General features: G+C 51.3%; 28 protein-coding genes and 1 riboswitch. Of the genes, 5 read left to right on the top strand and 23 right to left on the bottom strand.

The window, feature by feature from the left end; genetic code table 11:
• Positions 1-75 precede the first annotated feature (75 nt).
• From DFQ01_RS12150 to DFQ01_RS12125, 6 genes are all read right to left on the bottom strand, one after another.
• Positions 76-1,464 carry a cobyrinic acid a,c-diamide synthase CobB gene (locus tag DFQ01_RS12150; protein ID WP_110044151.1) on the bottom strand — a complete coding sequence of 463 codons (1,389 nt, stop codon included), beginning with the start codon at positions 1,462-1,464 and terminating at the stop codon, positions 76-78.
• Complete coding sequence (locus DFQ01_RS12145; protein ID WP_110044150.1) at positions 1,461-2,276, bottom strand: cobalamin-binding protein; 816 nt, start codon at positions 2,274-2,276, stop codon at positions 1,461-1,463. The genes DFQ01_RS12150 and DFQ01_RS12145 overlap by 4 nt, the downstream gene beginning before the upstream one ends.
• 19 nt (positions 2,277-2,295) lie before the next feature.
• Positions 2,296-2,862: a cob(I)yrinic acid a,c-diamide adenosyltransferase gene (locus DFQ01_RS12140; RefSeq protein WP_110044149.1), complete on the bottom strand. Its 567-nt coding sequence runs from the start codon at positions 2,860-2,862 to the stop codon at positions 2,296-2,298.
• Positions 2,855-4,450 (bottom strand): cobyric acid synthase, encoded by a 1,596-nt coding sequence (locus DFQ01_RS12135; protein ID WP_110044148.1) that lies wholly within the window; start codon positions 4,448-4,450, stop codon positions 2,855-2,857. The genes DFQ01_RS12140 and DFQ01_RS12135 overlap by 8 nt, the downstream gene beginning before the upstream one ends.
• Positions 4,451-4,520: 70 nt before the next feature.
• Positions 4,521-5,507, bottom strand: a complete 987-nt coding sequence (locus DFQ01_RS12130; RefSeq protein ID WP_110044147.1) for an ABC transporter substrate-binding protein — start codon at positions 5,505-5,507, stop codon at positions 4,521-4,523.
• Positions 5,508-5,692: 185 nt separating this feature from the next.
• Positions 5,693-5,907: riboswitch (cobalamin riboswitch) on the bottom strand.
• Positions 5,908-6,026: 119 nt separating this feature from the next.
• The gene (locus DFQ01_RS12125) at positions 6,027-7,013 is read right to left on the bottom strand and encodes a DUF4003 family protein (protein ID WP_110044146.1); all 987 of its coding nucleotides are present in this window, start codon (positions 7,011-7,013) and stop codon (positions 6,027-6,029) included.
• Positions 7,014-7,136: 123 nt separating this feature from the next.
• Here DFQ01_RS12125 and DFQ01_RS12120 point away from each other — a divergent pair, with 123 nt between their 5' ends.
• Complete coding sequence (locus tag DFQ01_RS12120) at positions 7,137-7,808, top strand: stalk domain-containing protein (protein ID WP_245946643.1); 672 nt, start codon at positions 7,137-7,139, stop codon at positions 7,806-7,808.
• A gap of 255 nt (positions 7,809-8,063) precedes the next feature.
• Here DFQ01_RS12120 and DFQ01_RS12115 read toward each other — a convergent pair whose 3' ends face one another.
• The 7 genes from DFQ01_RS12115 to DFQ01_RS12085 all read right to left on the bottom strand — a co-directional run bounded on the left by DFQ01_RS12115 (position 8,064) and on the right by DFQ01_RS12085 (position 12,722).
• On the bottom strand, positions 8,064-8,552 hold the full coding sequence (locus DFQ01_RS12115; RefSeq protein WP_110044145.1) for a hypothetical protein: 489 nt from the start codon (positions 8,550-8,552) through the stop codon (positions 8,064-8,066).
• Between the two features lie 40 nt (positions 8,553-8,592).
• Complete coding sequence (locus tag DFQ01_RS12110) at positions 8,593-9,108, bottom strand: hypothetical protein (RefSeq protein WP_110044144.1); 516 nt, start codon at positions 9,106-9,108, stop codon at positions 8,593-8,595.
• A 201-nt stretch (positions 9,109-9,309) separates the two neighbouring features.
• The gene (locus DFQ01_RS12105) at positions 9,310-9,732 is read right to left on the bottom strand and encodes an OsmC family protein (RefSeq protein ID WP_110044143.1); all 423 of its coding nucleotides are present in this window, start codon (positions 9,730-9,732) and stop codon (positions 9,310-9,312) included.
• 28 nt (positions 9,733-9,760) lie between these two features.
• A complete protein-coding gene (locus DFQ01_RS12100; protein ID WP_110044216.1) occupies positions 9,761-10,507 on the bottom strand; it encodes an amino acid ABC transporter ATP-binding protein in 747 nt (248 codons plus the stop codon).
• 21 nt (positions 10,508-10,528) lie between these two features.
• Entirely contained in the window at positions 10,529-11,173 is a 645-nt protein-coding gene (locus tag DFQ01_RS12095; protein WP_110044142.1) for an amino acid ABC transporter permease, read from the bottom strand.
• A gap of 74 nt (positions 11,174-11,247) precedes the next feature.
• On the bottom strand, positions 11,248-12,069 hold the full coding sequence (locus tag DFQ01_RS12090) for a substrate-binding periplasmic protein (RefSeq protein WP_245946642.1): 822 nt from the start codon (positions 12,067-12,069) through the stop codon (positions 11,248-11,250).
• A gap of 74 nt (positions 12,070-12,143) precedes the next feature.
• Positions 12,144-12,722 carry a TetR/AcrR family transcriptional regulator gene (locus tag DFQ01_RS12085; RefSeq protein ID WP_110044215.1) on the bottom strand — a complete coding sequence of 193 codons (579 nt, stop codon included), beginning with the start codon at positions 12,720-12,722 and terminating at the stop codon, positions 12,144-12,146.
• A 415-nt stretch (positions 12,723-13,137) separates the two neighbouring features.
• Between DFQ01_RS12085 and DFQ01_RS12080 the strand changes: the two genes are divergently transcribed.
• On the top strand, positions 13,138-13,707 hold the full coding sequence (locus DFQ01_RS12080; RefSeq protein ID WP_245946641.1) for a hypothetical protein: 570 nt from the start codon (positions 13,138-13,140) through the stop codon (positions 13,705-13,707).
• Complete coding sequence (locus DFQ01_RS12075; RefSeq protein WP_110044140.1) at positions 13,686-13,976, top strand: hypothetical protein; 291 nt, start codon at positions 13,686-13,688, stop codon at positions 13,974-13,976. Before DFQ01_RS12080 ends, DFQ01_RS12075 begins: the two co-directional genes overlap by 22 nt.
• 122 nt (positions 13,977-14,098) lie before the next feature.
• Here the strand turns inward: DFQ01_RS12075 and DFQ01_RS12070 are convergent, their stop codons facing one another.
• Both DFQ01_RS12070 and DFQ01_RS12065 read right to left on the bottom strand, forming a co-directional pair.
• A complete protein-coding gene (locus DFQ01_RS12070; RefSeq protein ID WP_110044139.1) occupies positions 14,099-14,944 on the bottom strand; it encodes a phytanoyl-CoA dioxygenase family protein in 846 nt (281 codons plus the stop codon).
• Positions 14,919-15,701: a phytanoyl-CoA dioxygenase family protein gene (locus DFQ01_RS12065; RefSeq protein ID WP_146216863.1), complete on the bottom strand. Its 783-nt coding sequence runs from the start codon at positions 15,699-15,701 to the stop codon at positions 14,919-14,921. Before DFQ01_RS12065 ends, DFQ01_RS12070 begins: the two co-directional genes overlap by 26 nt.
• Positions 15,702-15,870: 169 nt before the next feature.
• Here DFQ01_RS12065 and DFQ01_RS12060 point away from each other — a divergent pair, with 169 nt between their 5' ends.
• Together DFQ01_RS12060 and DFQ01_RS12055 are read left to right on the top strand one after the other, a co-directional pair.
• Positions 15,871-17,307, top strand: a complete 1,437-nt coding sequence (locus DFQ01_RS12060) for a class I adenylate-forming enzyme family protein (RefSeq protein WP_110044137.1) — start codon at positions 15,871-15,873, stop codon at positions 17,305-17,307.
• A 22-nt stretch (positions 17,308-17,329) separates the two neighbouring features.
• Entirely contained in the window at positions 17,330-18,241 is a 912-nt protein-coding gene (locus tag DFQ01_RS12055; RefSeq protein ID WP_245946640.1) for a PDZ domain-containing protein, read from the top strand.
• Positions 18,242-18,437: 196 nt separating this feature from the next.
• Here DFQ01_RS12055 and DFQ01_RS12050 read toward each other — a convergent pair whose 3' ends face one another.
• The 8 genes from DFQ01_RS12050 to DFQ01_RS12015 are packed head-to-tail and all read right to left on the bottom strand — an operon-like array spanning position 18,438 to position 26,089.
• Positions 18,438-19,334, bottom strand: coding sequence for a YqaJ viral recombinase family nuclease (locus DFQ01_RS12050; protein WP_110044136.1), 897 nt, complete (start codon positions 19,332-19,334; stop codon positions 18,438-18,440).
• A complete protein-coding gene (locus DFQ01_RS12045; protein ID WP_110044135.1) occupies positions 19,331-20,146 on the bottom strand; it encodes an RnfABCDGE type electron transport complex subunit D in 816 nt (271 codons plus the stop codon). Before DFQ01_RS12045 ends, DFQ01_RS12050 begins: the two co-directional genes overlap by 4 nt.
• Positions 20,143-21,882, bottom strand: a complete 1,740-nt coding sequence (locus DFQ01_RS12040) for a CRTAC1 family protein (protein ID WP_245946652.1) — start codon at positions 21,880-21,882, stop codon at positions 20,143-20,145. Before DFQ01_RS12040 ends, DFQ01_RS12045 begins: the two co-directional genes overlap by 4 nt.
• Positions 21,883-21,920: 38 nt before the next feature.
• Positions 21,921-22,946, bottom strand: coding sequence for a DUF1702 family protein (locus tag DFQ01_RS12035; protein WP_110044133.1), 1,026 nt, complete (start codon positions 22,944-22,946; stop codon positions 21,921-21,923).
• On the bottom strand, positions 22,943-23,191 hold the full coding sequence (locus tag DFQ01_RS12030; RefSeq protein ID WP_110044132.1) for an acyl carrier protein: 249 nt from the start codon (positions 23,189-23,191) through the stop codon (positions 22,943-22,945). The genes DFQ01_RS12035 and DFQ01_RS12030 overlap by 4 nt, the downstream gene beginning before the upstream one ends.
• A gap of 16 nt (positions 23,192-23,207) precedes the next feature.
• Complete coding sequence (fabG, locus tag DFQ01_RS12025; RefSeq protein WP_110044131.1) at positions 23,208-23,966, bottom strand: 3-oxoacyl-ACP reductase FabG; 759 nt, start codon at positions 23,964-23,966, stop codon at positions 23,208-23,210.
• A 19-nt stretch (positions 23,967-23,985) separates the two neighbouring features.
• On the bottom strand, positions 23,986-25,245 hold the full coding sequence (locus DFQ01_RS12020; protein WP_110044130.1) for a beta-ketoacyl synthase N-terminal-like domain-containing protein: 1,260 nt from the start codon (positions 25,243-25,245) through the stop codon (positions 23,986-23,988).
• Positions 25,235-26,089, bottom strand: a complete 855-nt coding sequence (locus DFQ01_RS12015; protein WP_110044129.1) for a beta-ketoacyl synthase N-terminal-like domain-containing protein — start codon at positions 26,087-26,089, stop codon at positions 25,235-25,237. Before DFQ01_RS12015 ends, DFQ01_RS12020 begins: the two co-directional genes overlap by 11 nt.
• Positions 26,090-26,104: the final 15 nt, after the last annotated feature.

Genomic DNA, 26,104 nt, shown 5'->3' with positions numbered 1-26,104 from the left:
CGACTGGTTCGTTAGAGGCATTACCTGTACCCTTATTCGCAATCGATTAGCCCATTGTAAAGGTTCTAATACGGATTAGCAATGTTGTTCACGCATTTTCAAACACGCATCGATCCAACGCTTCGCAAGCCATGGTGCCGATCCGAAATGGATGTGGGTATAACCGGCAGCAAGATTTCCGATAGCAAAGCCTTCCGTTGCCTGCCCATACATCCCCTTCGTGATGTACGCGTAAGGAAGGGGCTGCTCATCATGGCCTTCCGGCTCATAGACCGAGTAGTGGAATTCATGCCCCCGCGCTTGCTCACCTGAACCGATTAGAAAATTGACTGGCACGCCCGTAATTTCACGATAGCCAAATGCGGCGAGCTTACCCTGCATCCGAACTCGACCCGGAATGATGCCCGCCATTGGATAACCCGCTCCACTGCGCGTGACGATCTCTTCTGTCAGCACCATGAAACCGCCGCATTCCGCAAGTGTTGGCAGCCCTCGGCGCACTGCCAAGCGGATCGATTCCAGCGCTTCCGTCTGCTGGGACAGCGTCTCCGCGAATTCCTCCGGAAAACCACCGCCAAGATACAGCCCATCTGCGTCCTCCGGGACTGGCTCGCCGTGCAGCGGAGAGAATGGAACAATCTCCGCACCATAATGAGTCAGCAGTTCGAGGTTGTCAGGATAGTAGAAGCTGAACGCCTCATCTCTTGCTACCGCAATCTTCACCTTGGGCGGAGAGGGGTTCCCTATGAACAGTGAGCTTTCGTCCGTTGAAGAGCTGATGGTGCCCATCGCATCCAGCAGCCGATCCAGTGCAAAGCCGCTTCTCACTCTCTCCGACAGCAGCTCGAAGAACGGGGTCAATTCCCCTCTTTCAATGGACGGAACAAGGCCCAAATGCCGCTCCGGCAGAACAAGCTCGGCTCCTTGCTCAAGGAATCCAACAACCGGAATGCCACACATCTGTTCAACGGCCTTCTGAATCATCTCAAAATGCTTACGGCTGCCAACCTTGTTCGCAACAACACCGGCAATTCTAACCTCCGGGTCGAAGCTTTGGAACCCTTGAACGATAGCCGCTGCGCTTCTTGCCATGCCGCTGCAATCGATGACCAGCAGCACCGGGCATCCGATCAGCTTGGCGATCGCCGCCGTACTTCCCTCGTTGCTCAGCGGCTCCTTCCCATCGAACATCCCCATTACGCCTTCGACGATCGCAATATCCGCTCCCTGCGCACCTCTCTCGAACAGCTCGCGAGCTGCGGCTGGCGCACACATCCAACTGTCCACATTGCGTGAGGGCCGTCCTGTCACAGCCGTATGATAGGTCGGATCGATGTAGTCCGGGCCGCATTTGAAGCCCTGTACAACATATCCCAAGCTTCGATAGGCTGCCATCAGCCCAATAGCGACCGTCGTTTTGCCTTCCCCGCTTCCTGGTCCCGCTATTACTATCGATCGGGTCATACGAACCACTCCTCCGACTTCGCCTCATCATAGGCGGGATACCGATCAGGATGCAGGATGGCTGCCAGCTTGTTAAGTCCCGCGATTAGCCGCGGCGATGGCCGGCAATATAGCGGCTCCTCCATGACCAACAAGCGGTTATCCCGGACGGCCCGAAGCTCCGATGCTCCCGGACGGCTGCGGACCGTATCTGGCTTGATAAGATGCTGCTGAATACCGACCCAAGCAAGCAGAATATAATCGGGATCTCGGCTGATGACATCTTCCCAGTCTGTCTTTACGCTCGCTCTCGCATCGTCGGCATATACGTTAACCGCTCCCGCCAGCTCGCTAATCTCGGTCAGCCAATTAGCACCGCCCGGCGTAAAAACCGGCTTCGGCCACCATTCCCAGTACAGCTTCGGCCTATCCGTTATCGTCCGGCTTATCTCCCGGAATGGATCCAGCATATGCTCATACCGATCCCTTGCCGCAGCAGCGCGCGCTAGCGTATCTGTCGCTTCGCCGACGGTCAGCATATTGCTGCCGATATCGGCCAAGCTGTTCGGATCGAGTACAATATAGGGAAGCTTCCGCTCCTTCAAGCGTTCGATATTTCGTTCCATGCCCGGAACACTTAGTGAAGCAACGACCAGATCAGGCTGAAGCGCCTCCAGCGCATCCATATCGATATCCATATCCGAGCCCAGCCGAGGGATGTTGTCTAGAATCGGCGGCCAGTCCGAATACTTATCTACACCGACAATTTGAGCACCTAAGCCGACAAAAGCGAGTAACTCCGTATTGCTTGGACACAACGAAGCGATTCTCATAGCTCAATCCCCATTTTCATCAAAATTCAATTCCGCGAACAGCTGGCACACCCTCATCGTAGTAGTGCTTGTGCGGCTTCATCTCCGTCACGAGATCCGCGGCAGCCAACACTTCCGGTTGCGCGTCGCGCCCCGTCAACACAAGATGCAGCCCTTTCGGACGAGTCCGAATCGTCTCCAGCACGTCCCCAAGCGGCAGCACATCTTCAATCGGGAAACGGTCGATCGCAAGCGCGTTGTTGATTTCATCCAGCACAATTAAATCATACTCCCCAGAATGAATCCGCTCCTTTGCAAAAGCCCACGTCTTCGCCAGCGCCTCGCGATGCGCTTCCGGCGTCTTCAACCAAGTAAACCCAACACCCATCTGGAGGATCGGAATATCCAGTTTTTTGAGCACGATCGCCTCTCCGTACGTACGCTCCGGCGATTTAATGAACTGAATGATTAACGGCTTTAACCCACGACCCGCAGCGCGAATCGCCACGCCAATTGCCGCCGTCGTCTTTCCTTTGCCGTCCCCTGTATAAACGAGTACCAGCCCTCGTTCCTTGCTGGGCTTATCCGTATCCGTAACTTCATTCATTGCTGTTCACCCCGTTCATGATTTCATAAATTGCCGCGATATCGACGTGCTGCCGGACATGATCGGCAAGCCGATCGAAGCTCATCTCTCGCAGCCTGCCGAACGGCGTTTCCACCTCAGCCAACGGCAGCCCCTTGCTGCGCCGCGCTTCGTTCAACCAATTGTGGCGAAACCGATCATTGTGAAAAATATGATGGATGTACGTGCCCCAAACCAAGCCGTCATGCGAGATGGCTCCATCCAAGTGATAGGCATTCGATTCTTCATTCAGGCGGCTCCTGCGAATGCGAAAAGGCTGCATGATCGGCTCTGTGAATACCGTACGGCCCATATGGATTTCATACCCTTCCACTGTCGTCACTTCGCACAGGCCTGCCGTGAATATACCGGTCACCCGCTCCGTCGTCTTCTCCTTCATGAATACCGTCTCCATCGGGAAGAGCGCGAGACCGTCGAGTTCCGGCAGATTCGATTCGACTCCGTCCGGATCCAGCAAACATTGTCCCATCATCTGATAGCCGCCACAAATCCCTACTGCTCTGCCTCCTTCTTGAATGTGCTTCAGCAGCAGGGACTCAAGACCGGACTCTCTTAGAAATAACAAATCTTCCACCGTGTTTTTGCTGCCGGGTACAATCACGATGTCCGGCGCTCCCCACTCGCGTACATGACGAATGTAACGAAGGGAGACGCCTGGTTCCTGCTGCAGCGGGTCGAAATCGGTGAAATTCGAGATACGGGGCAGTCGGATGACGGCAATATCCAGTTCATCGCTCGATGCCGCTCTCGTGCGATAGCCTCGAGCATCCAGCGATGCGCCATCCTCGTCCTCCAGCTGAAGTCCGCCGAGATACGGTACGACGCCAAGCACAGGTTTGCCGATTCGCTGCTCCAACCACTCCAGCCCAGGCGTCAGCAGCGAGACGTCTCCACGGAATTTGTTAATGATAATGCCCTTCACGCGGTCCCGTTCTTCCGGCTCCAATATTTCCATCGTACCGACGATCGCGGCGAACACGCCTCCTCGATCAATGTCGGCGACCAGCAGCACCGGCGCTTCCGCCCAGCCGGCGAGCCGCATATTAACGATGTCCCGATCCTTCAGGTTTACTTCCGCAGGACTGCCGGCTCCCTCGATCACGACAACGTCATAGTCATTACGGAGACGATTAAGTGCTTCACGAACGATAGCCCCCGCCTTCGGAAGATAGTGCTCCCGATAATCGCGCGCATCCATATCTATCAGCGGCTTGCCATGAACGACAACCTGCGATGCCATATCCTTCGTCGGCTTCAACAGAATCGGGTTCATGTCCGTCGTCGCGTCAATGCCGCAAGCGTCCGCTTGCATCCCCTGCGCCCTCCCGATCTCTTTACCGTCAGGTGTCACATAGGAATTGAGCGACATGTTCTGCGACTTGAACGGTGCCACCGCTTTGCCATCCTGCTTGAATATTCGGCACAAAGCGGTCACAAGCAAGCTCTTGCCGACATCAGATGCCGTTCCCTGCAGCATAATCGTGGCTGCGGGGCGTCGGATGCCTGCATCCGCTTTTCCACCAACCATCTCGTTATCCAATCCACGCATTATCAATGACCTCCTTGCAAGTGAAAGAAAGAGGAGCACGCACTCGGCTCCTCTCCCATCTACTATCTAACTATTTGACCGCTCCGGGATAAAGGGCATTCGAGATCGCAAGCAGACCTTGCGTAATCCGCGGGCCTGGACGGGACAGCAGGTTGCCATCCACACCAATTACCTGCTTGTCTTTCACCGCCTGGATTTGATCCCAGCCAGCACGGCTGTAGATCAGCTGGTCAATCGTTTTGCCGCTGTCGCTGTCCATTCCATCCAATGTGTATAGAATAACGTCCGGGTTGTCGGCAACGATTTTTTCCTCATTAATCTGGTACCAGCCTGCCACATCCGACGCGATATTGATGCCTCCCGCCAGCGTAATGAGCTCATCCATGAATTCGCCGCTGCCGACCGTCCAGCCTGGCGAGAACTCGATGTACATTTTCTTCTTATCCGTAACGGTCGCAGCAGCGTCTTTCACCTTCTGGATGTCCGCCTTCATTTGATCAACAAGCGCTGTCGCTTCAGGCTGCTTATCCGTAATTTGACCCAGCAGCAGAATCTCGTTAAGCACGTCATCTACCGATTTGGGATCCGAAGCAAACACGGTCAAGCCAAGCGAGTTCAGATGGTTGAGTGCCTCTTCGCTAATCGAGATGCCCGATACAACAAGGTCCGACCCCGCTGCTACGATCGCTTCTGTATTAGGCTCGACTACGCCGCCAACCTTTGTTTTGCTCTTCGCTTCCTCCGGATAGTTGTCATAGTCGGATACGCCAACGATCTGGTCATTCAGGCCGAGAGCGAACAGCATTTCTGTCTCCGCCGGCGAAGTCGATACGATTTTTTGCGGTGCTTTCTCAAACGTAATTTCTTTGCCCGTTGCGTCCTTTACTGTAAGCGGATATACGGTACTCTTAGCTCCCTCTGGTGCTTGTGAACCCTCCGGCGTTGTGGTTGAAACTGCCTCCGTATTTCCTGTCGTGTCTGCACTGTTGTCTGTACCGCATGCCGCCAGCATCACTGTGAGCATAGCAGCCGCCAAAACTAGTAAAATCCGTTTCATTCTTCTCTTCCCCTTAACGACTATAATGGCGAGAATGCGCCTCACCAATCCATTTTTATGACATGCCGAAAAATGAAAAAAACCTTGTCTCCAAAGGGAAACAAGGCGATACAAATCAGGAAATTACACAAATCAATAGACATGGCGTCTGCCCTGACCGACCGGTCCTTTCCGCGAAGGATCTTCATTGGCGTACCAATTAGGCAGGTCTCCTGGCTTACGGGTTCATGACTTCCTCGCCTTCCCATTCGTTCACGAACAGTGGCGTTACGAGGTTGTCCCCGGATTACAGTGGCGGGACCGCACCGGATTCGCACCGGTTTCCCTTTTAACCTTGTACCGTCTTCTTAAGCTCGATGAGCTCTTCAGACCGACAAGGCACCTAACGGCATAAAAATATGATGGTTTCACGCAAAATCTCCCACCCATTATACTTGAGTCTAGCCTAATTTGGAAGGCGACGAATGAATTATAGATCATTAACCTCTCTGGGCATATGGGCGGAACTGTACTATTCCATCAATCTGACGAAGACGATGCCGTAATTGCCGATGCCGTTGCCGCCGCTGTAATCGCCGCCTGCTGCGCAATTAGGATGTTCGTCAGGCTTGTGCTAAGCGCAGTAATCGGGACTACGCCGGACGATTCTTTTAAGTGCTGATAGGCAACCAACGCTGAGGCGTACAGCAATAGCTCCTGCGTCGTGACGGACCATCTGCTGAACCCATTCTGCATACGCAGCCACTCAGAGGTTCGGACCAGATCCTCTACGATATCTACATCCTCGCATGGAAGCAGGGTCAACACACCAAGTGAAGACAACGTGTCTGACTTATCCAGCTTGATTCCTTTATCTCGGAAAGCATTCTTCAGCCTCCGTACACGTGCCACGGGGTCTGCATGATGCTGACCAAGCACCAGCACCTGCGTTAACGCCTGCAGGCCGTTACCGATTCGCAGCTCGGGCTTCAATGCCGTATAGAACTGCTCCATCCGCTCTGTCCCCGCCTTGACATCGATATCAGATAACGCCAGCATCGCGGCGAAGATATAATCATCCTGACCGGTCAGATAGGGATGATTCCCTTTCATCTCTGTATAAAACGACTTCGCTCTATCTACTACGTCCGCATACCGCTCAGATCTAGAATGAGCGGCGATTTGATACGCGGCGACCGAGAGATATGGCGACGATCTGAATTTCGATTGCCTCAATCGCTCAAGCACATCCAGCGCGTTGGTAAGCTGTGCTTCCGGCTCACTTGAGAGCGATAGCTGCGCAGCGAAGCTAATCGTCCCACTGCCTCTAAACGTCGAGAAAATTCCGGTGTTTCGTTTGATTCGATCTACATTTTCTTTTATCGCAGGTACATCCACGTTCTTATCTTCAACAGCGTACAACAAAGCCGCCAATCGATTCACCATTGCATGATGCCACTTGAATGACCTCTTCATTACGTCGACATTGTCTACGAACAACGCGAGCCTATCCTTGTTCATTGCCATAGTCCGACTCTCCCTCACTAACGATTAAGACCTTGGGATGATATTACAATTCTATTATTATATGTACAATATAAACTGGCGTTTTCAAATCCAAACAATTGTGAATCGAAAGGAAGTGACGGTTTGAAGAAACAATGGATAGTAACCGGAGCCGCTGCTATTCTGCTCGTAAGTACGAGTGCTGGCGTGTATGCCGGTACACAGCTGCAGCAGATTAAAGCATATTTGGACCCCTCGATGAAATTCAAGGTGGATGGAAAACCGTTTCAACCCCAGAATGACAAAGGTGCCGCTCTAGCCCCAATTTCCTATAACGGTAGTACCTATCTTCCGGTGCGGGCGATCTCCAATGCACTAGGCGTTGCAGTTGAATATGACGGTAAGACGAATACCGTTCTGCTCGGCGAAAAAATAGCGGGCATCCCCATTGCCGATAGCTTTGGCGGCGATCAGCGTACGAAGGATCCCGATCTGACGAGCTACAACGGCAAGGACTACAAGGATGTTTTCTTCAACAACCTCAGCGGCAATCGATCCAGCAGCTTTATGCTTTATCCGAAAGGCAAGTACCAGAAGCTGTACCTTCAAGTTGCTGCTATCGGTGAGGACATCGAGCGGTTCTTCGTCCAGGATGATCGAGACGATAGCAAGCTAGAAATCGATACGATTGAGGTCAGCGAAGGGCTGAAAACGTTCGAGATCAATATTAGCGGTGTAGATGAACTGTTTGTCTACGCGGATGTGAAAGACGGCGGCAGTATGTTCGTCCCGCTCACGACTTCTTATTACAAATAAATATGGATGCACACATAGAAGAAGGGCAGTCTCAAAATCATCTAGTGATGACTTTGAGACTGCCCCTCTTTGCGATAGCTCGCGATTATTTCGCTGCTGCCGCGGAAGTTCTTACTTGCTCGCTTGCTTTCAGCGCTTCGAGGATGTTAATACGGCCGAAACCGCTGCCTTTCACTTCTTTAGGGTAATATACCGGTGGGATCATTGTGTCACCTCCTTTACTTAATATCAGAGCATGATGTCTTGTGCCTCAGTCTAGACTCGCAAATACCGCTTAAGCGCATAGAACGCTGACTCGTACACGAGCTCTGCGCGGCCGCCACGATCAATTTCTTCGATTCTATTAGCGAACTTGCCGTACAGCCTGATCAGATAGGGATGATCGGCCCGCACGAAGAATCGGACTTGTCGAATTTCACTATGTTCCATCATGACATGACGCACCCAGTCCCCGAAGCCCTTATAGAACACGATGCTGCTGCGATAGTCAGGCGATAGAATCGTAGAATCGATGAACAACGTACCGTCAGCCGCCTCATACCGATAAAGAATAAATCCGTGTAACTTGCCCTCTTCATCGTCGAATAACATGATCCGACTATCCTGAAGCGAGATCATCAGGTGAGCAACCGCTTCGTGAAATGTATATTGCTCGTCAAACTCATAGCTATGCGCGATATAGTAGCTGACGAATCTCGCATAATCCCGGTCTTGCACACATGGTGTCGCATAGAGACGCCCCACTACATATTCCCTCCTTGTTGACTGCACTAGTAGACAAGTGTCACACCGATATCCTTCGTTTGAATTTGGACAAATAGGCATTTAGCTGACTTAACGAAACGCGGTATCCAATAACGGCTTCCCCTACGCTTGTCCGCTCAGCGAACTTGCCGAACAGTCTTCCCGTGTAGGCATCCGTTCCCGTCCAAAATACTAGCTCCGTTACCTCTTCATTAAGCCCGCTCAAATGCTCCGCGAGTGTGTGCAAGCCCAGTAGGAACAACGCCGTGCGCCGCCTATACGATTGTGTCAAATAAGCGACCTGCAGCTGCACGACATGCCGATCCTCATAGTTTCCTTCACCTGTGCCGTGAATATAGCTGAACGCGCCAACTGCTTCTCCTTCGTCATCCACGCACAAGAAACATTCGTGACCTAATAGAACAGGGCTAGCTATAAATCGGAACGCAACAGGAAACGAATAGGGCAGCCTCAAATCCTCGTAATTGTTTAAAAGAAAATCCATATACTTTCGTTGATACATCTCGGATGCGCAAATATAAAACGCTTCGTACATGGTGTCTAAGCTCCTAGTTCTTTTGTTACATTATAGGATATTTTTACCTCGTTGACTATTAATATCGCTAATATTTACCAGGGTTTATTTTCTATCAAGCTCTTAAGCATGATGCTCCAAGATAGCAAAAAAACCCGACCTTATGCGGTCGGGGCTGGTAGTCGAATGGTTAAGTTTATAGGATCGAGATTCAATTACCTATTAAGGATGCGGAATCTCAACGCCATTAAGTACGAGTCGATAGCTGATATCCGCTTTGAGCGAGTCAGACACGGCACAATATTTTTTGCTCCCCATATCAATCGCTTTCCACACCCGATAGTCTGGAATGTCGCCGACAATGCGGAAGATCAGCTCAATACCGGTGAAGCTCGTCGGCGTTTCTTCCTTACGGGCACCGTCAGCCTCAATGTCGATCTGCTGGATGGAATCCAAGAATTGATTCAGAATCATCGTCACGTCAATGCCGATGCAGCCGGCCAAACCCGCCAGCACCAGCTCCATAGGGGTAGCGCCCTTGCCATCGCCTCCGTATGCTGGCGTAGCGTCCATCTGAACCGGATAGCCGGAATCGCCTACAGAAGTAAACAAACGTTTGCCGTTCCAAGTCGTCATTACTTTCATCGTTGTAAACCTGCCTTCACTCGTATAATTAATGCTCGCTGAGCTGATTCAAAAACTTCCTTGCCCTGTCCGATTGTGGTTGGCTGAAAAACAAGTCCGGATGCTGCTCTTCAACAATGACTCCGCCGTCCATGAACACAACCCGATTGGCCACCTGACGGGCAAACTTCATCTCGTGTGTAACAACGACCATCGTCATGCCTTCCTTGGCCAGCTGCTTCATGACCTCCAGCACTTCACCAACCAACTCCGGGTCAAGCGCCGACGTTGGCTCGTCGAAGAGCATGATGGAAGGCTGCATGGCAAGCGCACGTGCAATGGCGACGCGCTGCTGCTGTCCACCCGACAAACGGGAAGGATATTCGTCCCGTTTGTCCGTCAAGCCTACCCGCTCCAGCATCTGCATGCCGATAAGTTCGGCTTCTTTCCTCTGCATCTTTTTAACGACCAGAAGAGACTCGATCACATTACCAAGCACTGTCCGGTGCGGATACAGATTGAATTGTTGAAATACCATTCCCGTGTTACGCCGAATCTCATTAAAGTTCGCTTTCTTCCTGCTTACCGGCATGTCGGAATCGACTCGCACGCCATTAACCTCAACCGAACCTCCACTAAGCTGCTCCAACCCGTTCAGGCAGCGCAGCAGCGTGCTTTTACCGGATCCGCTCGGCCCGAGAAGAACGACGATCTCCTGCGCAGCGACGTGCAAATCAATGCTTTTCAACACTTCAACGCCATCAAACGATTTTGACAGCCCCATCGTTTGTATCATCATTCGGTCCACGCCCCGATATTAATAAACTTTGGACAGCCGTTTCTCGATTGACTCGAGAATAGCCGAGAATACCGTACTCATTATCCAGTACATCGCCGCAATCCCTAGATAAAAAGGCATGTACACATAATACTGAGCAACCAGCAGCTGAGCGGAACGGAGCAGCTCCGTTACCGTAATGACAGAGACAAGCGTTGTCTCTTTAAGCATCCCGATGAACGTGTTGCCGATCGGCGCAATCGCCACCCTTGCGGCTTGCGGAAATATGATCCTTCTAAGTGCTTGCCACGAAGTCATTCCCGTCGCATAGGCCGCCTCTGTCTGCCCCTTCGGAATCGATTGAATCGCCCCTCGGAACGTCTCCGACAAATACGCACTGACATTAATGCTTAATGCCACGAACGCCGCTGTGAGCGGGCCAAGCGTAATGCCGTAATCCACAAGTCCGTAATAAACAATGAGAAGCTGAACGAAAGCCGGCGTGCCGCGAATAATCGATACATAAAAGCGTGCCAACCAGCGGATTGGACGGTTTCCTTTCAGCCTGGCAATTGCAATGATCATGCCGAGAATAAGCCCGAAGAACATGGATACTACAGTGACCAGCAGCGTATAGTAGGCACCCTTGAGCAAAAAGGGTATGTTATCCCAGAGAAGGCTCATAAACACTCAAAACCCCTTTTTCTGATCGCAGGGCCATGACGTATCAACGTCATGACCCTGTACCTTCTTGCTTCTTATTCCGAGGCTGGCTCTTCGCCGAACCACTTCTTGAAGATGGTATTGTACGTTCCATCCGTCTTCATATCCGTCAGTGCCTGATTGATAGCATCCAGGAATTCTGGATTGTTCTTGTTAACGGCAACGCCCGCCTCGTCCGACTTGATCGGCTCACCAACTGCCTTGATCTTGAAGCCGTTCTTATCGACAATTGGCTTCAAAGCATACAGATTATTGATCGTACCGTCGATTCGGTTCGAATCCAGATCCTGAAGCGAGGTAATGACATCATCGTAAGTTTTAATCGTGAAGTCGCCTACTTGAGGCAGCACTTCATTACGCAAGTAGGATTCATCATTTGTTCCCAAGCCTACTCCGATATTTTTACCTTTGAAATCTTCAAGCTTCGTAATCGTAGTATTGTCCTCTCGAACAATGATCTTCACATCATTACGAATATAAGGCTGCGAGAAATCGACTTGCTCTTTACGCTCGTCGGTAATCGTCACCTGGCTAATAATCGCATCGATCTTGTTCGCCTTAAGACTAGGAATCAGCCCCGAGAAATCCTGTGGTTCGAATTCAACTTCTACCCCTAAGCGTTTGGCGATCTCTTTGGCAATGTCTGCGTCATAGCCATCGATTTCTTTATTATCATTCAGGAAATTATAAGGGGCATACGTGCCCATCAATCCTACTTTAATAACGCCGGCCTTCTTGACTTCGTCCAACTTATTCGAGCTCTTATCGGAACTAGAACCGCACCCGGCAAGCATTAGCGCGAACAACATAACAGCTGATACTGTAAGAAACATCGATTTCTTCGATTTGTTCAACATCGAGATTCTCCCCATCCTATCTATATATTGAATCTTTATATCCAAGCCTAACCAACAAATACGGGCGCGATGCTCTAAATACCGAGCAGTCCAAAGAACTCAAATCTGGCCGTCTCATACGCCAACTGTCCGGCGGACTTCGAAGTGATACTCTCGGACGGAACGATGTGGAACAACCATCGCGAGATGATGCCTTCGATCAAGCTCATGACTAGGGCCGCCCTAATCTCGGCGTTGATCTCTTCCGGCAGCATGCCTAGTTCAATCGCGCGCTTAATGTTCTGAAGAAAAGCATTCTCCATCGCTGCACGAGTCTCCGCAATCGCCTGCCGCACCGGTTCTACGACACCGCCTCCGCCAAGCAGCAATTCCATTAACGAAGCATTGGATTCGGCGAATTGAAACAGTTTCGTCAGCAGCGCTTCCGACGCTTGAACCATATCCTGAACGGTACCTATATCACGGCGGTAGCCTTGAGCAATGACGTCGAGTAGTTGGCGGCGTCCTTCCATCACTATTTCAAGCGCGACCGCTTCCTTGCTCTTGAAATACCAGTAGAAGGTTCCTTGAGCTACGCCGGCTTCAGCAACAATATCGGATATCTTCGTGGCATGATAACCATCCTTAGCAAATCGCCTAAGCGCGATCTGCATCACAAGATCTTTCCGCTCGCTCACGATCGATGAGTCATTCTCTCCGCTCAATCTTTCTTCGCACCCCACCTGACTGACTCATCAGTCAGTTAGTTTTTTTAAATCCTATCGGATTTATAAAGTATTGTCAAGTTGCATGCTGTACAGGGTTTCCGAGTTCATCACAAGAAGTCATAACGAAGAGCCCCCTGTAGTTATCGTTAGTATAAACATCTTGGATGTTTTCTAACGCTCGCAATAGGGTTCTCTGATTCAATTCATCACACCAATAGCGTATCGCCCAGATTTGAGTAGCTAACAAGAAAAGCCAAGTTCGTATTAGACATCCCCTTCTATTATTAAGCTGAAGATGCGCCTCACTTCCCTATAAAGGTGCGTTTATCCTTGATTCAATTAAGAAGGAGACTGATCTTATTTGCGATCCATACACACACAATCTAACCCGAATGTATTGACTTCTTCATCGTTCCTGCAGAGCCTAAACACGAAATGGCACGAACGGGCACTCCAGCTATTCATGATCATCGTTCTGATGCACTGGGCTGAGCATCTTACACAAGCCTACCAAATTTGGGTCTTGGATTGGCCGCGTCCTAAAGCACTCGGCTTATTAGGTTACTACTATCCATGGCTCGTCCATTCTGAGTGGCTCCATTACGGCTACGCCATCATCATGCTTGTTTTATTCTTCCTCCTGCTGCGCGGGTTCAATGGGCGATCCCGTGCATGGTGGCTCATCGCGCTTTCCATTCAGTTCTGGCACCATATTGAGCATGCCCTACTGTTAGGCCAAACAATAACGAAGCATCCGTTATTCGGCGCCGCTTCTCCAACCAGCATTATTCAACTTCTCGTCCCTCGTGTCGAACTCCATTTGTTCTATAACACAATCGTCTTTATTCCGATGGTCATTGCTATGCTCTATCATATGTTTCCTTCTAGTGAAGAGAAGTCGGGCATGACATGCAGCTGCGCCAAAAATTAATGAAAGCCATCCCATTAAAAGAGGTCATTAAGATGAAGAAACTGCTATTGACGTTGCCTGTAATTCTGCTCTTGATCGCATGCCCCTCCTTTGCAATCTACGCCGCCTCAGACGCAACACAGCATCATCATGACTCCCAGGATACGGTCATGCATCACTCGGAGGTCAGCTCTATACCTCTGATGATCATGTTCGGCATCATCGTCCTGCTATGCTTCTTGATCCTCTTCATCTCCTTTAAAAAGAAAGCCGGAAAGCAGGCGAATTAATGTAGAGGGTTTATGCGGAAGGACGAAGTACAAAACAAAGCTCACTTCATAGTAGACAGGAGTTCCCTGCTGCTGTGAAGTGAGCTTTTCATGTATAAGTGCTGCGTGCAATCAAATTCATACTATCTATAGTGATGGGCTCCGCTAACGCTGTCCATTGAAGTATGATGGGCCGAAATACTCTCCATTCGAAACAACCGTCGCACACGATCTGGCATATCATCATAGACCTGCCTCGGAATCGGCATCCTACCGCTTGTTGCATCCCATGCCCGTTGATAAATCAGCGTCAACATCCCTCTCGGATTATCCGTCAGATTCGGACATCCGCGATGCCATACTTTTTTATCCCGAATCATCAGCGAGCCCTTCGGCATAAGCGCCTTCTCAAAATGCATGGCTTCCCCAAGCCGCTGGATAAGCTTCGGATTATCATATAGATGGTCCGGGTTCAGATGTGTGCCTCCTGGATAAAACTCGGTTGCGCCGTTCAATTCAGTCAGGTCGCACAATGGGATATGCAGCAGCAGGTTATTCGTAGGGGATTGAAAGTATCGAGCTTCTGGGAATAGCGCGCCTGTGTCGGCATGTACGGACTGTTTCTCTGTACCGCCAGGCATGGCATTATTGGAGGCCAAGTATCGAAGCGTCAAATCGTCGCCTAACACCTGCTCTGCGATGGATAAGAAGATCGGATTCGCCACGACATCCGTATCAATGAACGGCGGCATGAAAGGAAGATCCATGCGCAGGTTCTTCATTTTATCCTGTTGGCCGTAGTCATATCCTTCTGCAAACGTTGACAGCAACTCATAGAACGGTTCTGCAATTTCATTCAATCTCGATTCGCTAAAGACGTTCTCGATGATAATAACGCCATTTGCCCGAAGGAGCTCGACAGCGAATTCCAACTTGCCAGGCTCCATTGTCTCGGTGATCCGTTCATCTTCCGTCAACTTCATGTACATACATACCCTCCTCCACGACCTTCTCCATATAAAGCAGCCGCTGCAAACGTGGTGTCATCTGCCGATAGAGGGATTCAGCTATAATCTGCTGTTCGCCCGTAATGTCCCACCATCGTTGATAGGTCAACTCCAGATTCATTCGCGGCACAGCATGTGGATCGCGGTACCAAAGCCTGCTGTCACGAATCAATACGCTGCCGAACGGAACGTTCACGGCCTCAGTCGGCAAACGTTCGGCTAGGCGCTGCATACAGTCCATACCATACTTTCGGAAGTAATGCGGTTGATGAGCGTGGCTGCCTGGCCATATCTCCAGCCAATTTTGGTTCACCTTCAAACTCGCTAATGGTATGGTCACATGCAGCCGGTAACACGGCAGATGTGTCTGCGTCGCCTCAGGAAAAAGGGAGGTCGAATCCATGACAATCTCATCAGAATGTTCTTGCTTGCCAGTGTCGACCCGTATTGTGCGGAGTGTACAGCTGTCCCCGAGTAAACCTTCCACAACGCGTAGTAGATCGGGGTTGTCTACGATTCCCGAATCTACAACCTGATCAGTGATCGGCAATTGCATGCGGCCTTGAGTGGACGGCTCTCCAGCTGTCTTCTCACGAGCCAGATCATGCATGTCTTGAAGCTGTTTCTTACGGAATACGTCACCAAGGATAACGTATCCCTTCAGATCCATACACGCCATTACGGTATCCCAATCTATAGCAGCGCGCTTTCTTCTGCGTTTCTGTGTTTCAAACGTCATCGTGCGTTCCATCCTTTCCACCAGATCGATCATTCTCGTTCGTATCCTATCAGATGCACGCTGCGGTAGCTCGGCTTATTCCACTGGTTCACGCGACAATAGCCGAGCAAACCACAATAAGCATAAGTACACTTATGCTAACGACAGCAAGAAACGGAGGATCATCCGCATGTCCGAGCTCGAACAATGGACGATTGAAACCTATATTCGCGATATCGGGAAGCACGAAGGCGCAGCTATTCTATTGGATAATGACATTCACATCACATACCAGCAGCTAAATCATTTAATCGATCATAACGCAGCTCTACTGCATGCCCACGTGCCTGAATCGAGCGTCATCACGATCGACGTTGCGTTGTCTTGGCGCTTCATCCCGCTCATGCTGGCAGCACTCAAGCTCCACCGTACCGTTATTCCAACTGACGATATTCATGACCAGCGTCTTACCCAAAGCGTATCGGCCGCATTCCCGAATGCGCTTCGCCTCGACGAATCGAATGTTCATGCCAGTGGATACGTGGACGCTGCCAGCTTCTCTCGACTCACATCGCCGTCCGATCCACAATTGGCTGATGTGGCGCTTCTCCTCCAAACTTCCGGCACGTCGGGCTACCCGAAGCTCGTTATGCTAACGCATAAAAATCTGGTCTCCAGCTCTATTGGTATTGCGGATTCCCTCCATCTTCTACCGCACGATCGTATTCTAATCCAGCGGCCGCTTACTTATTGTTCCGCTCTAACAGGCGAGCTGCTGGCCGGGTTGGCGGCTGGCTGCTCTGTCATGATTAAACCACCCAGCCGTTCCCCTTTGTTCAGCCTCTCGCTTGTGGAAAAGTACCGTATTACGACGATTGGCGCTTCTCCTACCCTGTTCGCGATGTTAGCCCCGCACGTTTCCAAACATGATTTATCCTCTCTTCACACGCTGCTTATCAGCGGGGAACGGTTGACGGAACCGCTGCTTCATACCATTCGCAGCGGTTTTCCGAATCGGTCATTGTGGAACGCCTATGGCCTGACTGAGGCCTCGCCTCGGGTTAGTTGTCTATTAATCGAGCCAGACGAGCTGCCATCCGCTTGCGTCGGCAAGCCGCTCCGCCACGTCCGCGTTGCCGTTGTCGACGACATCGGTAAGCCTGTGCCAGAAGGAGAATCCGGCCATCTGCTCGTGTCCGGCCCTAATGTCATGAAAGGTTATTACAGTGATCCGGAACAGACGCGAAGCAAGCTTCATTCTGGTTGGCTAATTACAGGTGATCGAGGTCATATACGACAAGGCATGATCGTTATCGAAGGAAGAGCCGATCATATGATCAACCGGGCAGGCAACAACATTTACCCCGAAGAAATCGAATCCGCTGTTGCTGAATGCCCAGGTGTATGCGAAGCATTCGCCTTCGGTAAACCCCATCCGCGTCGCGGCGCCGAGATTCATGTCTGGATCACGCGTGATGACGGCGTGCAGACTGCGAACGATGTCCATCAACATTTGCTGCAATCCGGCGTGAGTCCAAAATTGTGGCCTGATGTTATTGTAGTGCGCACCGACCTCCCCAAGACGGCCTCCGGGAAGCTGTCGCGAAGCGCCATATCCTATTCTTGAATAATCCAATGAGGTGATCTGCTTGCTGCTTAATAATGGCCTATCCTCAAGCAATACAGTAATAATCGAAGCCCCCATTGCCGCTGTGTGGGAGTATGTCTCCACCGCATCCGGCTGGAAAAAGTTTTTGGCAGATATTTCGTACGTATCCTCCTCTAGAGATGAGATCGGGGTCGGTGATACGGTTACACTGGTCATCGGGGAGCTGACGAATGCTGCCACCTGCATCAAACGACTTGAATGGAAACAAATCTCGTTCGACGAGCAATACTCGTGCATTTTGCCAGACGGGAATGAATGGCGCTATGCGCTGCGTACAGCCTTTCGATTCGAAGAGCGCGACGCAATGACGGAGCTGACCGTCGAGGTCGATTGCTCGGAATCAGACACCGCGATGCTGTGGGTCATGGAATGCGGCGAAATGGGCTGGCGCCAATCGCTGTATCACTTAAAAACAACCATTGAGCTGGGACTCGACTTGCGCAACGAAATATTTAATTATCCCAGACTCGGCGTCATGAATTACACCGCCTCGCGTGAACAGCTTCTTCAGCAGGAAGTACCTCCACATGTGGTTGGCGGCAACTATATTGCTGTGGCATACACCGGAGGACCGGCATGGAAAGCCGGCATACGCGACGGTTCGATTATTACGAGCATTGCGGCGCATCCGGTTCCAACCTATCGGGATTTCGTAAGGGTACTCGGGCAGTTTTACGGTAAACCTGCAGAGCCTTTGGAGGTGATTTACTACGAGGGAGGATGCTGTCATACCACTCGAATCATCTTATCCGACGACGACCAGTTTACAGGTATGATCGACCCTGAACGTGAATCCCCCTCCGAGGTCAGCCAAAGAAGGAAAGAACAGACATTACAAGCGGTCGCCCACGATTCAAATGAGACGACTCACCTTTTCTTAGATGAAGGCTGAAGCGGTAAATATGAGATTCTTTTGATTAGAACAAATGACTATGTTATGCTCCCCTTTATTTAGAAGGGGAGTGTTTTCATTTCTCGAACATCTGCCGACACTAACGACCACGAAAGAAAGATTTCAAGGTAAATAAAACGGACCTAGTCCCTTATATCTAGGAACCGGTCCGCGTATCATTTCATCTTATTTGCGTTTAACTTTTTTTCGAAACGATTCGGAATCTTCGAAAGTCGCTCCGGCCATTCGACCTTACGTTCACCCTTTTCCACTCGACCAGCTCACTCTTCACCTGTCCCCGCTCATTCGTGCCTAACATTTGCTTAAGCTGATTCTCAGCTTCGGTCTTACGGCGCTGCGCATGCTTCTCTTCAGCCTCAGCCAAGCGATACTGGGCAATCCAATCGTTGGCTTCTTCAGGTAAAGTGATGCAGGCAACGTTAACCTCCTCAGGCGGATACTGCCGCGATAACAAGCGAGTAGAAGCGTCGCTTCCGTCCACTTCAGGTGGACGATTGGCAAGAACGTGCTGCTCCCAGAAACGCGAGCCCACTCGAATAATCGTCGCAATCCGCTGCTCGTCACGCTCCACCCGTACAATACTCAGTTTGTTACCCCCAATCATGCCGGCTACCCACCAATGGTCTGTCCCCATGACAGCCATATAATGTTGGCATTGCAGCGCCACAACCTCAGGGATCTTCCCATCTTCCCATTCTGCCTTGCGATACTCACCCACCGATTTACATAGCAAGCCAGCCCCGTCACCTACGACCCATCGATCAATCGTTGCGATGAGATGCCGATGCTGCGAATGAGCGAACAGCATATTGCGCCTGAACGTTCGATAGCCCGTTCTCTCCGAGAATTGTGCAGCGATCACGCTCTTCATCTCCATGCCAAGCGCCATGCTCTCCGTTGTTCCCGCCCCTGGCGATTCCGCCTTTTTATCCAAATAAACTTCACGCGATGTACGCCAAGGGTTGACGCCCATAATAGCTGCAATATCGCTGCCACCAATGCCGGTTCTTCGCCAGCGTTCCCGCTCCTCCGTGGTTATAAGGCGCGTATGCGTCAAAATAGTTGCGGTCACTGTGATTCCTCCCTTTCGGCTATCGATACCGGCCTAATACGATTACGTCCCTTATAGACCCGATATGGCAATCCAATTAGCAATGCGACAAGAAAAGCCGAGTAAAACGTCGAATTCGTAATCTCCTGGATCCGAAGCCAGGCATCCAAGCCTGCAATGCAGAAGGCAAAAACTACGCGAGCCATTCTCGTCGGCGGTGTCGTCTGCGGGTCCGTAATCATAAAGAAGCTGAACAGCTGGAAGGATGCGCCCAACATGGGGCCGAACGCATACAAGAGAGGCTCGTCGAACACATAACATCGGATTAAGGCAAACCATGCAAAGCCCAAGATAAAGGCCAAGACCGTGTCGAGCCGGCCAGCCGAATAGGCAGCGATCGCCCCCAGCAATAAGATAAACGCCATTACCTCATAACCGTTCGTCCACTGCTTGGGCGTGCTTACGGCATATTGCGGCAGGAAATAGAGCATCATGCACATCGCGACGTTATTGGGGTTAAATACATGCTTGCCGCGCAGCCGCACCGCATGTTTGATGATAATTGCGAGGAGTGAAGCGAGAACATAGGGCCACAACAGATAGGAACTTAATAGCAGGCTAATTCCAAGACCTGTTATGAGCGCACTTAATGGTGGCGTCCAGCGTCCGCGAAGCAGACGAACGAGCACCAACTCCGCCGTAACGGATGTACCGACCGAGACGAACAGGCTGTCCCACTGTTGAAAAAAACCTAGCAGCAGTTGTCCGGCCAGCACAAAGCTTATTAGAAAGAGAAGGACCAAATAACGCGGATCTATTCTAGACCATGTCATGAAGGATCCTCAACCCCTTCGACCACCGTTACAATCCGGTCGATCGGAATGTTCGTTCGCTCTTCTACACGCCCGCTTGGCCACTCGATACGAATGCGATCAACTGCCGTTGCCTGCTTCAGGCCAAAATGAATCCGAGGATCACTCTGTCCGCCATGGCTATTACCGCCATCACGCTCGATCAGCGTTGAAACGCCGTTAACTGTAATCGTCACTTTTGCCCCTACGGCCTCCCGATTGCTTGGGGGCGTCCCGATCAGCTTGAGCGTAATCCAATGATTGCCGGTCGTGTTCGTACTCTTGTACATTCGCGCTGGACCACCTTGAACAGCGAATACAAGATCAAGCGTCCCACGATTCCACAGATCGACTGCCGCGACGCCCCGCGTATCGTCGGTAAAGGTCAACCCAACATTTTGCGCTATATCCTTGAATGATTGCCCATCGTTGAGAAACAGCTTCTTCTTCTCATAGCCAGACATGGACTTGTCCTTGAAAGCCGGCCAGTTGTTCGCATCTTCTACAATATAACCAGGCGTCGTCGCCAACGTCCCCATATCAAACCAGTAGTCTTTCTTCTTGCTAGCCGAAATAAAGCCGTTCGTTACCATGAGGCTCATCTGTCCGCTGTTATCGACGTCCAGGAACCTGGCCCCCCAGGAGAAACCAGCTTGCTTTACGCCCATCTCCTCCGCAACGTCGCGGTAAATCCCATCATCGTCCTCATGCCACATCTGGTTTCCTTCGAGCAGATAGGTTTCTTTACTAATATTACTGACGTAATTGGTTAATCGTCCGTCGTGGAATACATCGGCAAAATCGACGTTCATCCCTTTAAACGTATCATCGCCAACACCTCGAGTCTGAACCACCTTCTTAAAACCTTTACCCTCCTGATTGAGAAATAAGGAGTCCGGACCAAAATCGTTCGCATTATAGATATCCGGCCATCCGTCTCCGTTCAGATCGGCCGATCCCGCTGCCAGCGTCCAGCCTGTATCGTCAACCCCAAGCTGGGCGGCAACATCCGTGAAGGTGCCGTCTCCATTGTTATGGTAGAGTACGTTCCGGCCACCGTTACGAGCACGTTCAAAATCACTATGCATAATTTTCGTTGAAGCAAGATTCCACAGATCGTCGGTTTCGCGGAAGTAACAACCCAGATACAGATCGAGCAAACCATCACGATCGTAATCCAACGCGATCACTTTATTGACATATCCGCGGTAGCCAACACCGGCCATATCCGTTATTTCCGTGAAGGTGCCGTCTCCATTGTTCCGAAACATTCTACTCTTGCCCCAACTGCCGATGAACAAGCTAGGGTAGCCGCTATTATTGTAGTCGAGCCAAACGACCGACTCCGACATGCCATCGGTGTTCACGTCGGCTACACCCGCAGCCTCGGAGACATCCTCAAAAGTTCCGTCTCCGTTGTTTTTGTAGAGAGCATTAGCAGCCCCCCGCTTACTGTTAATAAAATAAACATCCATCCAGCCGTCACCGTTATAGTCAGCTATCGCGACACCGGCCCCTGTCGACCCCAACCAAGGATAAATGTTGGAAACCTTCGGGTCGAACGTATCCTTTTCATGCTCGAACGTCACGCCAGCCGCTTGGGTTACATCCTCGAAGGATATACCATAGGCCTGTTGTTCCTGCTCCTTGGCAGAGCACCCCGCCAGTATAATGATCAATGCTGCTGCGCCAATCATTCCGCGCAGCATGCCCCGCATCGTCAATCCGCAACGCCTCACTTTCATTTGAATTCTATTTATTGATGGTTCAGCAAGTACCGCATTTCATCCATCCAGCGAACATAATAAGGACGATCATGATCCGTCTGCTTCGCAATACGCTTCTCCGCTTCATGGACTAGCTCAACAGCTCGCCTAGCCCGGCTTGCCGCTTCTTCCGGGAATCGGCCCAGCATCTCCTCCCAATAAGAAGCATTCTGCAGCTGACGCGCCTCCCAGCCGAAAGCCATTCCCTGATAGAATGCTGTCTGATCAAAGGCAGGTACCTGATCAAGTGCTTCGAAAGCAAATGGCAGTCGGTCGAAATAACTGTAGGCTACCGCTAAGCCTAACCCGCTATAGGCATCACGACGATAGGCCACAGGCAATTGCTCAACTGCTGTGATCGCATCAGATAAACTGAAATAGTTGGAAAACCAAAGGCCCCTGCCGTAGCCTTGCAAGCAAACCCGGCGATAGGATAGAGGGAAATGAGCAAACCGCAAATAAGCATGGGGATTATCGGGGTAATCAAACAGCGCTGCTTTAAAGCCAATGCCGTCGAATACAATTGAAGCGTATCGGGGATCTAAAGTTCGCAACCAGCTATTATAACGGGCATCACGATAGCCATAACGTGTATGCAGCCACCAGCCAAGCCCCACGTAGTATTGGTAGAGATAATTGGGATCGAGCGCTCGGATATATCGCTCGAATCGCTTGCTCTTGTTAGGCCACAACGAGGCTTTTACACCAAAGCCCATGCCGGCCCCCTCATAGGCGAACCCTTTGTAAAAAGGGTCGAAATCTTCTAGATAGTCGCGAGCCTTCTCTAATCGGATGATCGGGCGGATGACACGATTATTCCCACTGAGGAATGCGCGTAATATTTTCGGAAACCGAATGCCGTAAGAGGCTTCCGATTCGTTCTCATTCTCGTTCGCGGCTGTCTTAAACCGTCTAACCATGCTCGGAATGTTAACCTGAAACATGCGTAAATACAGGAGCGGAAATCCGATGACTACCGCAACCAGCGCTGCGACTCGCAGCATTTCTGTCATCATGAACGTTTCTTGTCGGCTACCGTGGTTGCAATATCCGACAGGGTCCGAAGAGACGTCAATTCATCCTCTTCCAGCCGAACACCGTATTCGCGCTCAAGATGAACGGCCAATTCCAGCAGCATGAGCGAATCAATGTTCAACTCCGCCAGCGGACGCTCCAGGCAGCCCATATCCAGCTCCTCGCCCGTTAATTGACCGGCCAATTCTATCAGTCTAGCATTGAACTTATTCAAATCTTGGATCATATTCTCTTCCTCTCCTTTATGCTAATGTTAATCCGCCATCCGCGACGAGCACGTGGCCGGTTATATATGAAGCTGCCTCAGACAGCAGAAAAGCGACGGTGCTTGCGATTTCTTCCGGTCTTCCGTGCCGCCTCATTGGCGATGCTTTCTCCGCCAAGGCTTGCATTCGTATCGGCATGCCTCTCGTCATATCTGTCGCGATATATCCTGGAGCCACAGCGTTAACGCGAATGCCAAGCCCTGCCGTTTCTTTGGCTAATGCTTTCGTCATTCCAATAATACCGGCCTTCGCTGCCGCATAGTTGACTTGTCCACTTGCCCCCGTCATCCCTGCTACCGAAGTCATGTTAACGATGCTGCCTCTAGCAACCGCAAGCGCTCTGATTAATCCTTGCGTCAACACGAATCCTCCGGTTAGATTCGTACTCAATACGTCTTGCCACTGGGAGGACGTCATCCGAACCATCGGAGCGTCAGCCGTAATTCCTACGTTGTTGACCAGATAATCCAACTGTCCGCCAGACGCTTCCAGAATCAAATGCCTAGAGCGAACAATATCCGCTTCATCCGCATGGTCGCATTTAAATGCATGGACGCGGACTGCATAACCGCTGCACAGTCGAATTAGCCCTTCCGCTGCATCGTGATCCGACTTATAAGTAAAAAACACTTCTGCTCCGGATCTCGCCAACAATTGAACGATTTCACGGCCAATCCCACGGGAACCGCCGGTTATGAGCGCCCGCTTGCCACTGAAATCCCATTGAACTCCCATGGAAGAAAGCCTCCCTCTCCTAAATTTGTTCGAACATGGCTGCCGCCATAAATCCACCGTAGGCTGGCACTGTTTTCATAACACGCTTCAATCGGCTCTCCCTTGCTGCGGTGACGACCGGCAGCTCAAGCCCCTCATCGGGGCGATCGCATCCGACTGCTGGAGGAATAATGCCATCCTTCATGCAATGGAGCAGCAGCACAGACTCTAATATCGCATTGGCGCCTAGTGTATGACCCACATATCCCTTAAACGCAGTAATTGGCGGGACCTGCGGGAATGCACGCTGAAGCTCTACTGCTTCGAAGCGGTCCCATAGTACGTTGCCCGAGCCATGCGGTACGACTAGATCAATCGCCTTAGCCCCCCGAGTCGATGCAGTATGCAGGACTTGCGAGATGACGTTTGAATACGTATGCGACACTACGTCAGGCAGCGTAAGATGCCACGTATCTTGACCGAATGCTCCTCCTGCGTATGCTGCCATCCCACGTGTTGTTCGTTTAGACGATTCCAGTGTCATTGCGGCAGCTCCATCACCTAAAACAGAGCCATCCCGATCCCGATCGAACGGCTTCAATCGGCCGAGCGGTGATCCGAACCGTTTGCCAGCAAGCCATAGATGCTCAGTGAGATGTGCATAATCGGCGCAGGTTACGACAACTCTGTCCGCCTTACCAGAACGGATTAGCTGACTACCCGCTTCGAGTCCATACAAACCGGTGGCGCAAGCATTATTAATGGCCAGCGTGAAGCCGCGAATTCGCAGCGCTTTAGATAAATAAAATAGATAAGGGAAAGATTGTAGTTTATAAAAGGGATCACTGTATTCTTGGAAAGCGCCTTCGGGGTCTGAAGATTGAAAGGGCGAGCCCGAATCCGCGTAACGGGGTGAAGTCAATATTCGATCAATCAAACGGTTGACGCCTAGATTCTCGTGGCCGATTACCAACGCGGCCGTTTCCTTGTCCGTCTCCGTCCAGCCTGCTTCATCCATCGCCATAGAAGCTACGGCACAGAGCATGACGAAATCCGGATCTTCGTGCAGTCCTTGCTCTTCAAGCCACTCATACTCGCGCAGCGGGACCCAATCACGTAAATCCAGGGCTGGCGCAGGGTATACCGGATACGGACGTTGACTTCCGTCCCCCATCCGATAGATTCGCTCTCCATGCACGACGCGTTGACTTCGAACGGAGTCCCAGACGGCGGCAGAGCCTATTCCGCCGGAGGAGATAGCCCCCGTGCCGGTAATGACGACGGATTGTTTACTCACCATGCTCCTCCTCAGCCGACATGGCGGTCGTCACACAGAAAGAGTAGTATCCTTCGGATCTGCCGCTTGTCCGCCATTGCTGCTCCTTCGTCTTACTGCTGCGAAGACCATGGTACGCAGAGGCCGCAGCAAGGAAGGCATCGGCAGGATGGACCAGAGGAGCAGCGCTTCCTTCCTCAAGAGCCGACTCCGTCTCCCATCGAATATTCACGGCGCCCGGCTCCATGCTTTCTCTCTCGAACAATAGGGCCGTGACCGACTCTGCTCCAACAAGCGCGTCTTCGCCATGCATGACTTCCGCTAACGCTGTCGGCGGATGAATCGTAACCATGCAGCATATGACAGCATCCGCTCGATCGGATGCAATCAGATCATAAGCGTACAGCATAGCAGAGTTCGGGGATGGCACCGCATCCGATAACGTTACACTAGTGCCTGTAATTTGAAAGTAAATCGAGAGGTGTCCGGCAAACGCGTTCATGACGGTCTCCGGGAACAAGCCAGGATTAACATGGTTAACGCCGTAGTTCTCCGCATCCTTATACATGGCCACGATCGCATTTAGATTGGAGCACCCTGTACATACAACGAGCCCGATCCGCTGCCCGATCCCCGCTTGCAGCGGCGTCTCGTAGCCGGCGGAGGTTAGCGCCTCTCCTACGGCTAAGCTGCCATACTGAACGACTCTTGAATGACGCTTTAGGCCGTTCCATCCGTATGCCGATACATCCAAATCCGGCAGCTTGGACGCGCCCCAGGCAGTAAGCCCTTCCGGCCGCGGCAGGAAAGCTGTTCCTACCCCAGCGGGACTGACGACCCCAACGCCTCCAATACGCAACGATTTCATAGCTTTTCCTCCCTC

Source organism: Paenibacillus cellulosilyticus (assembly GCF_003182255.1).
GTDB lineage: Bacteria > Bacillota > Bacilli > Paenibacillales > Paenibacillaceae > Paenibacillus_T > Paenibacillus_T cellulosilyticus.
This window is presented reverse-complemented; position numbering and strand designations above follow the sequence as displayed.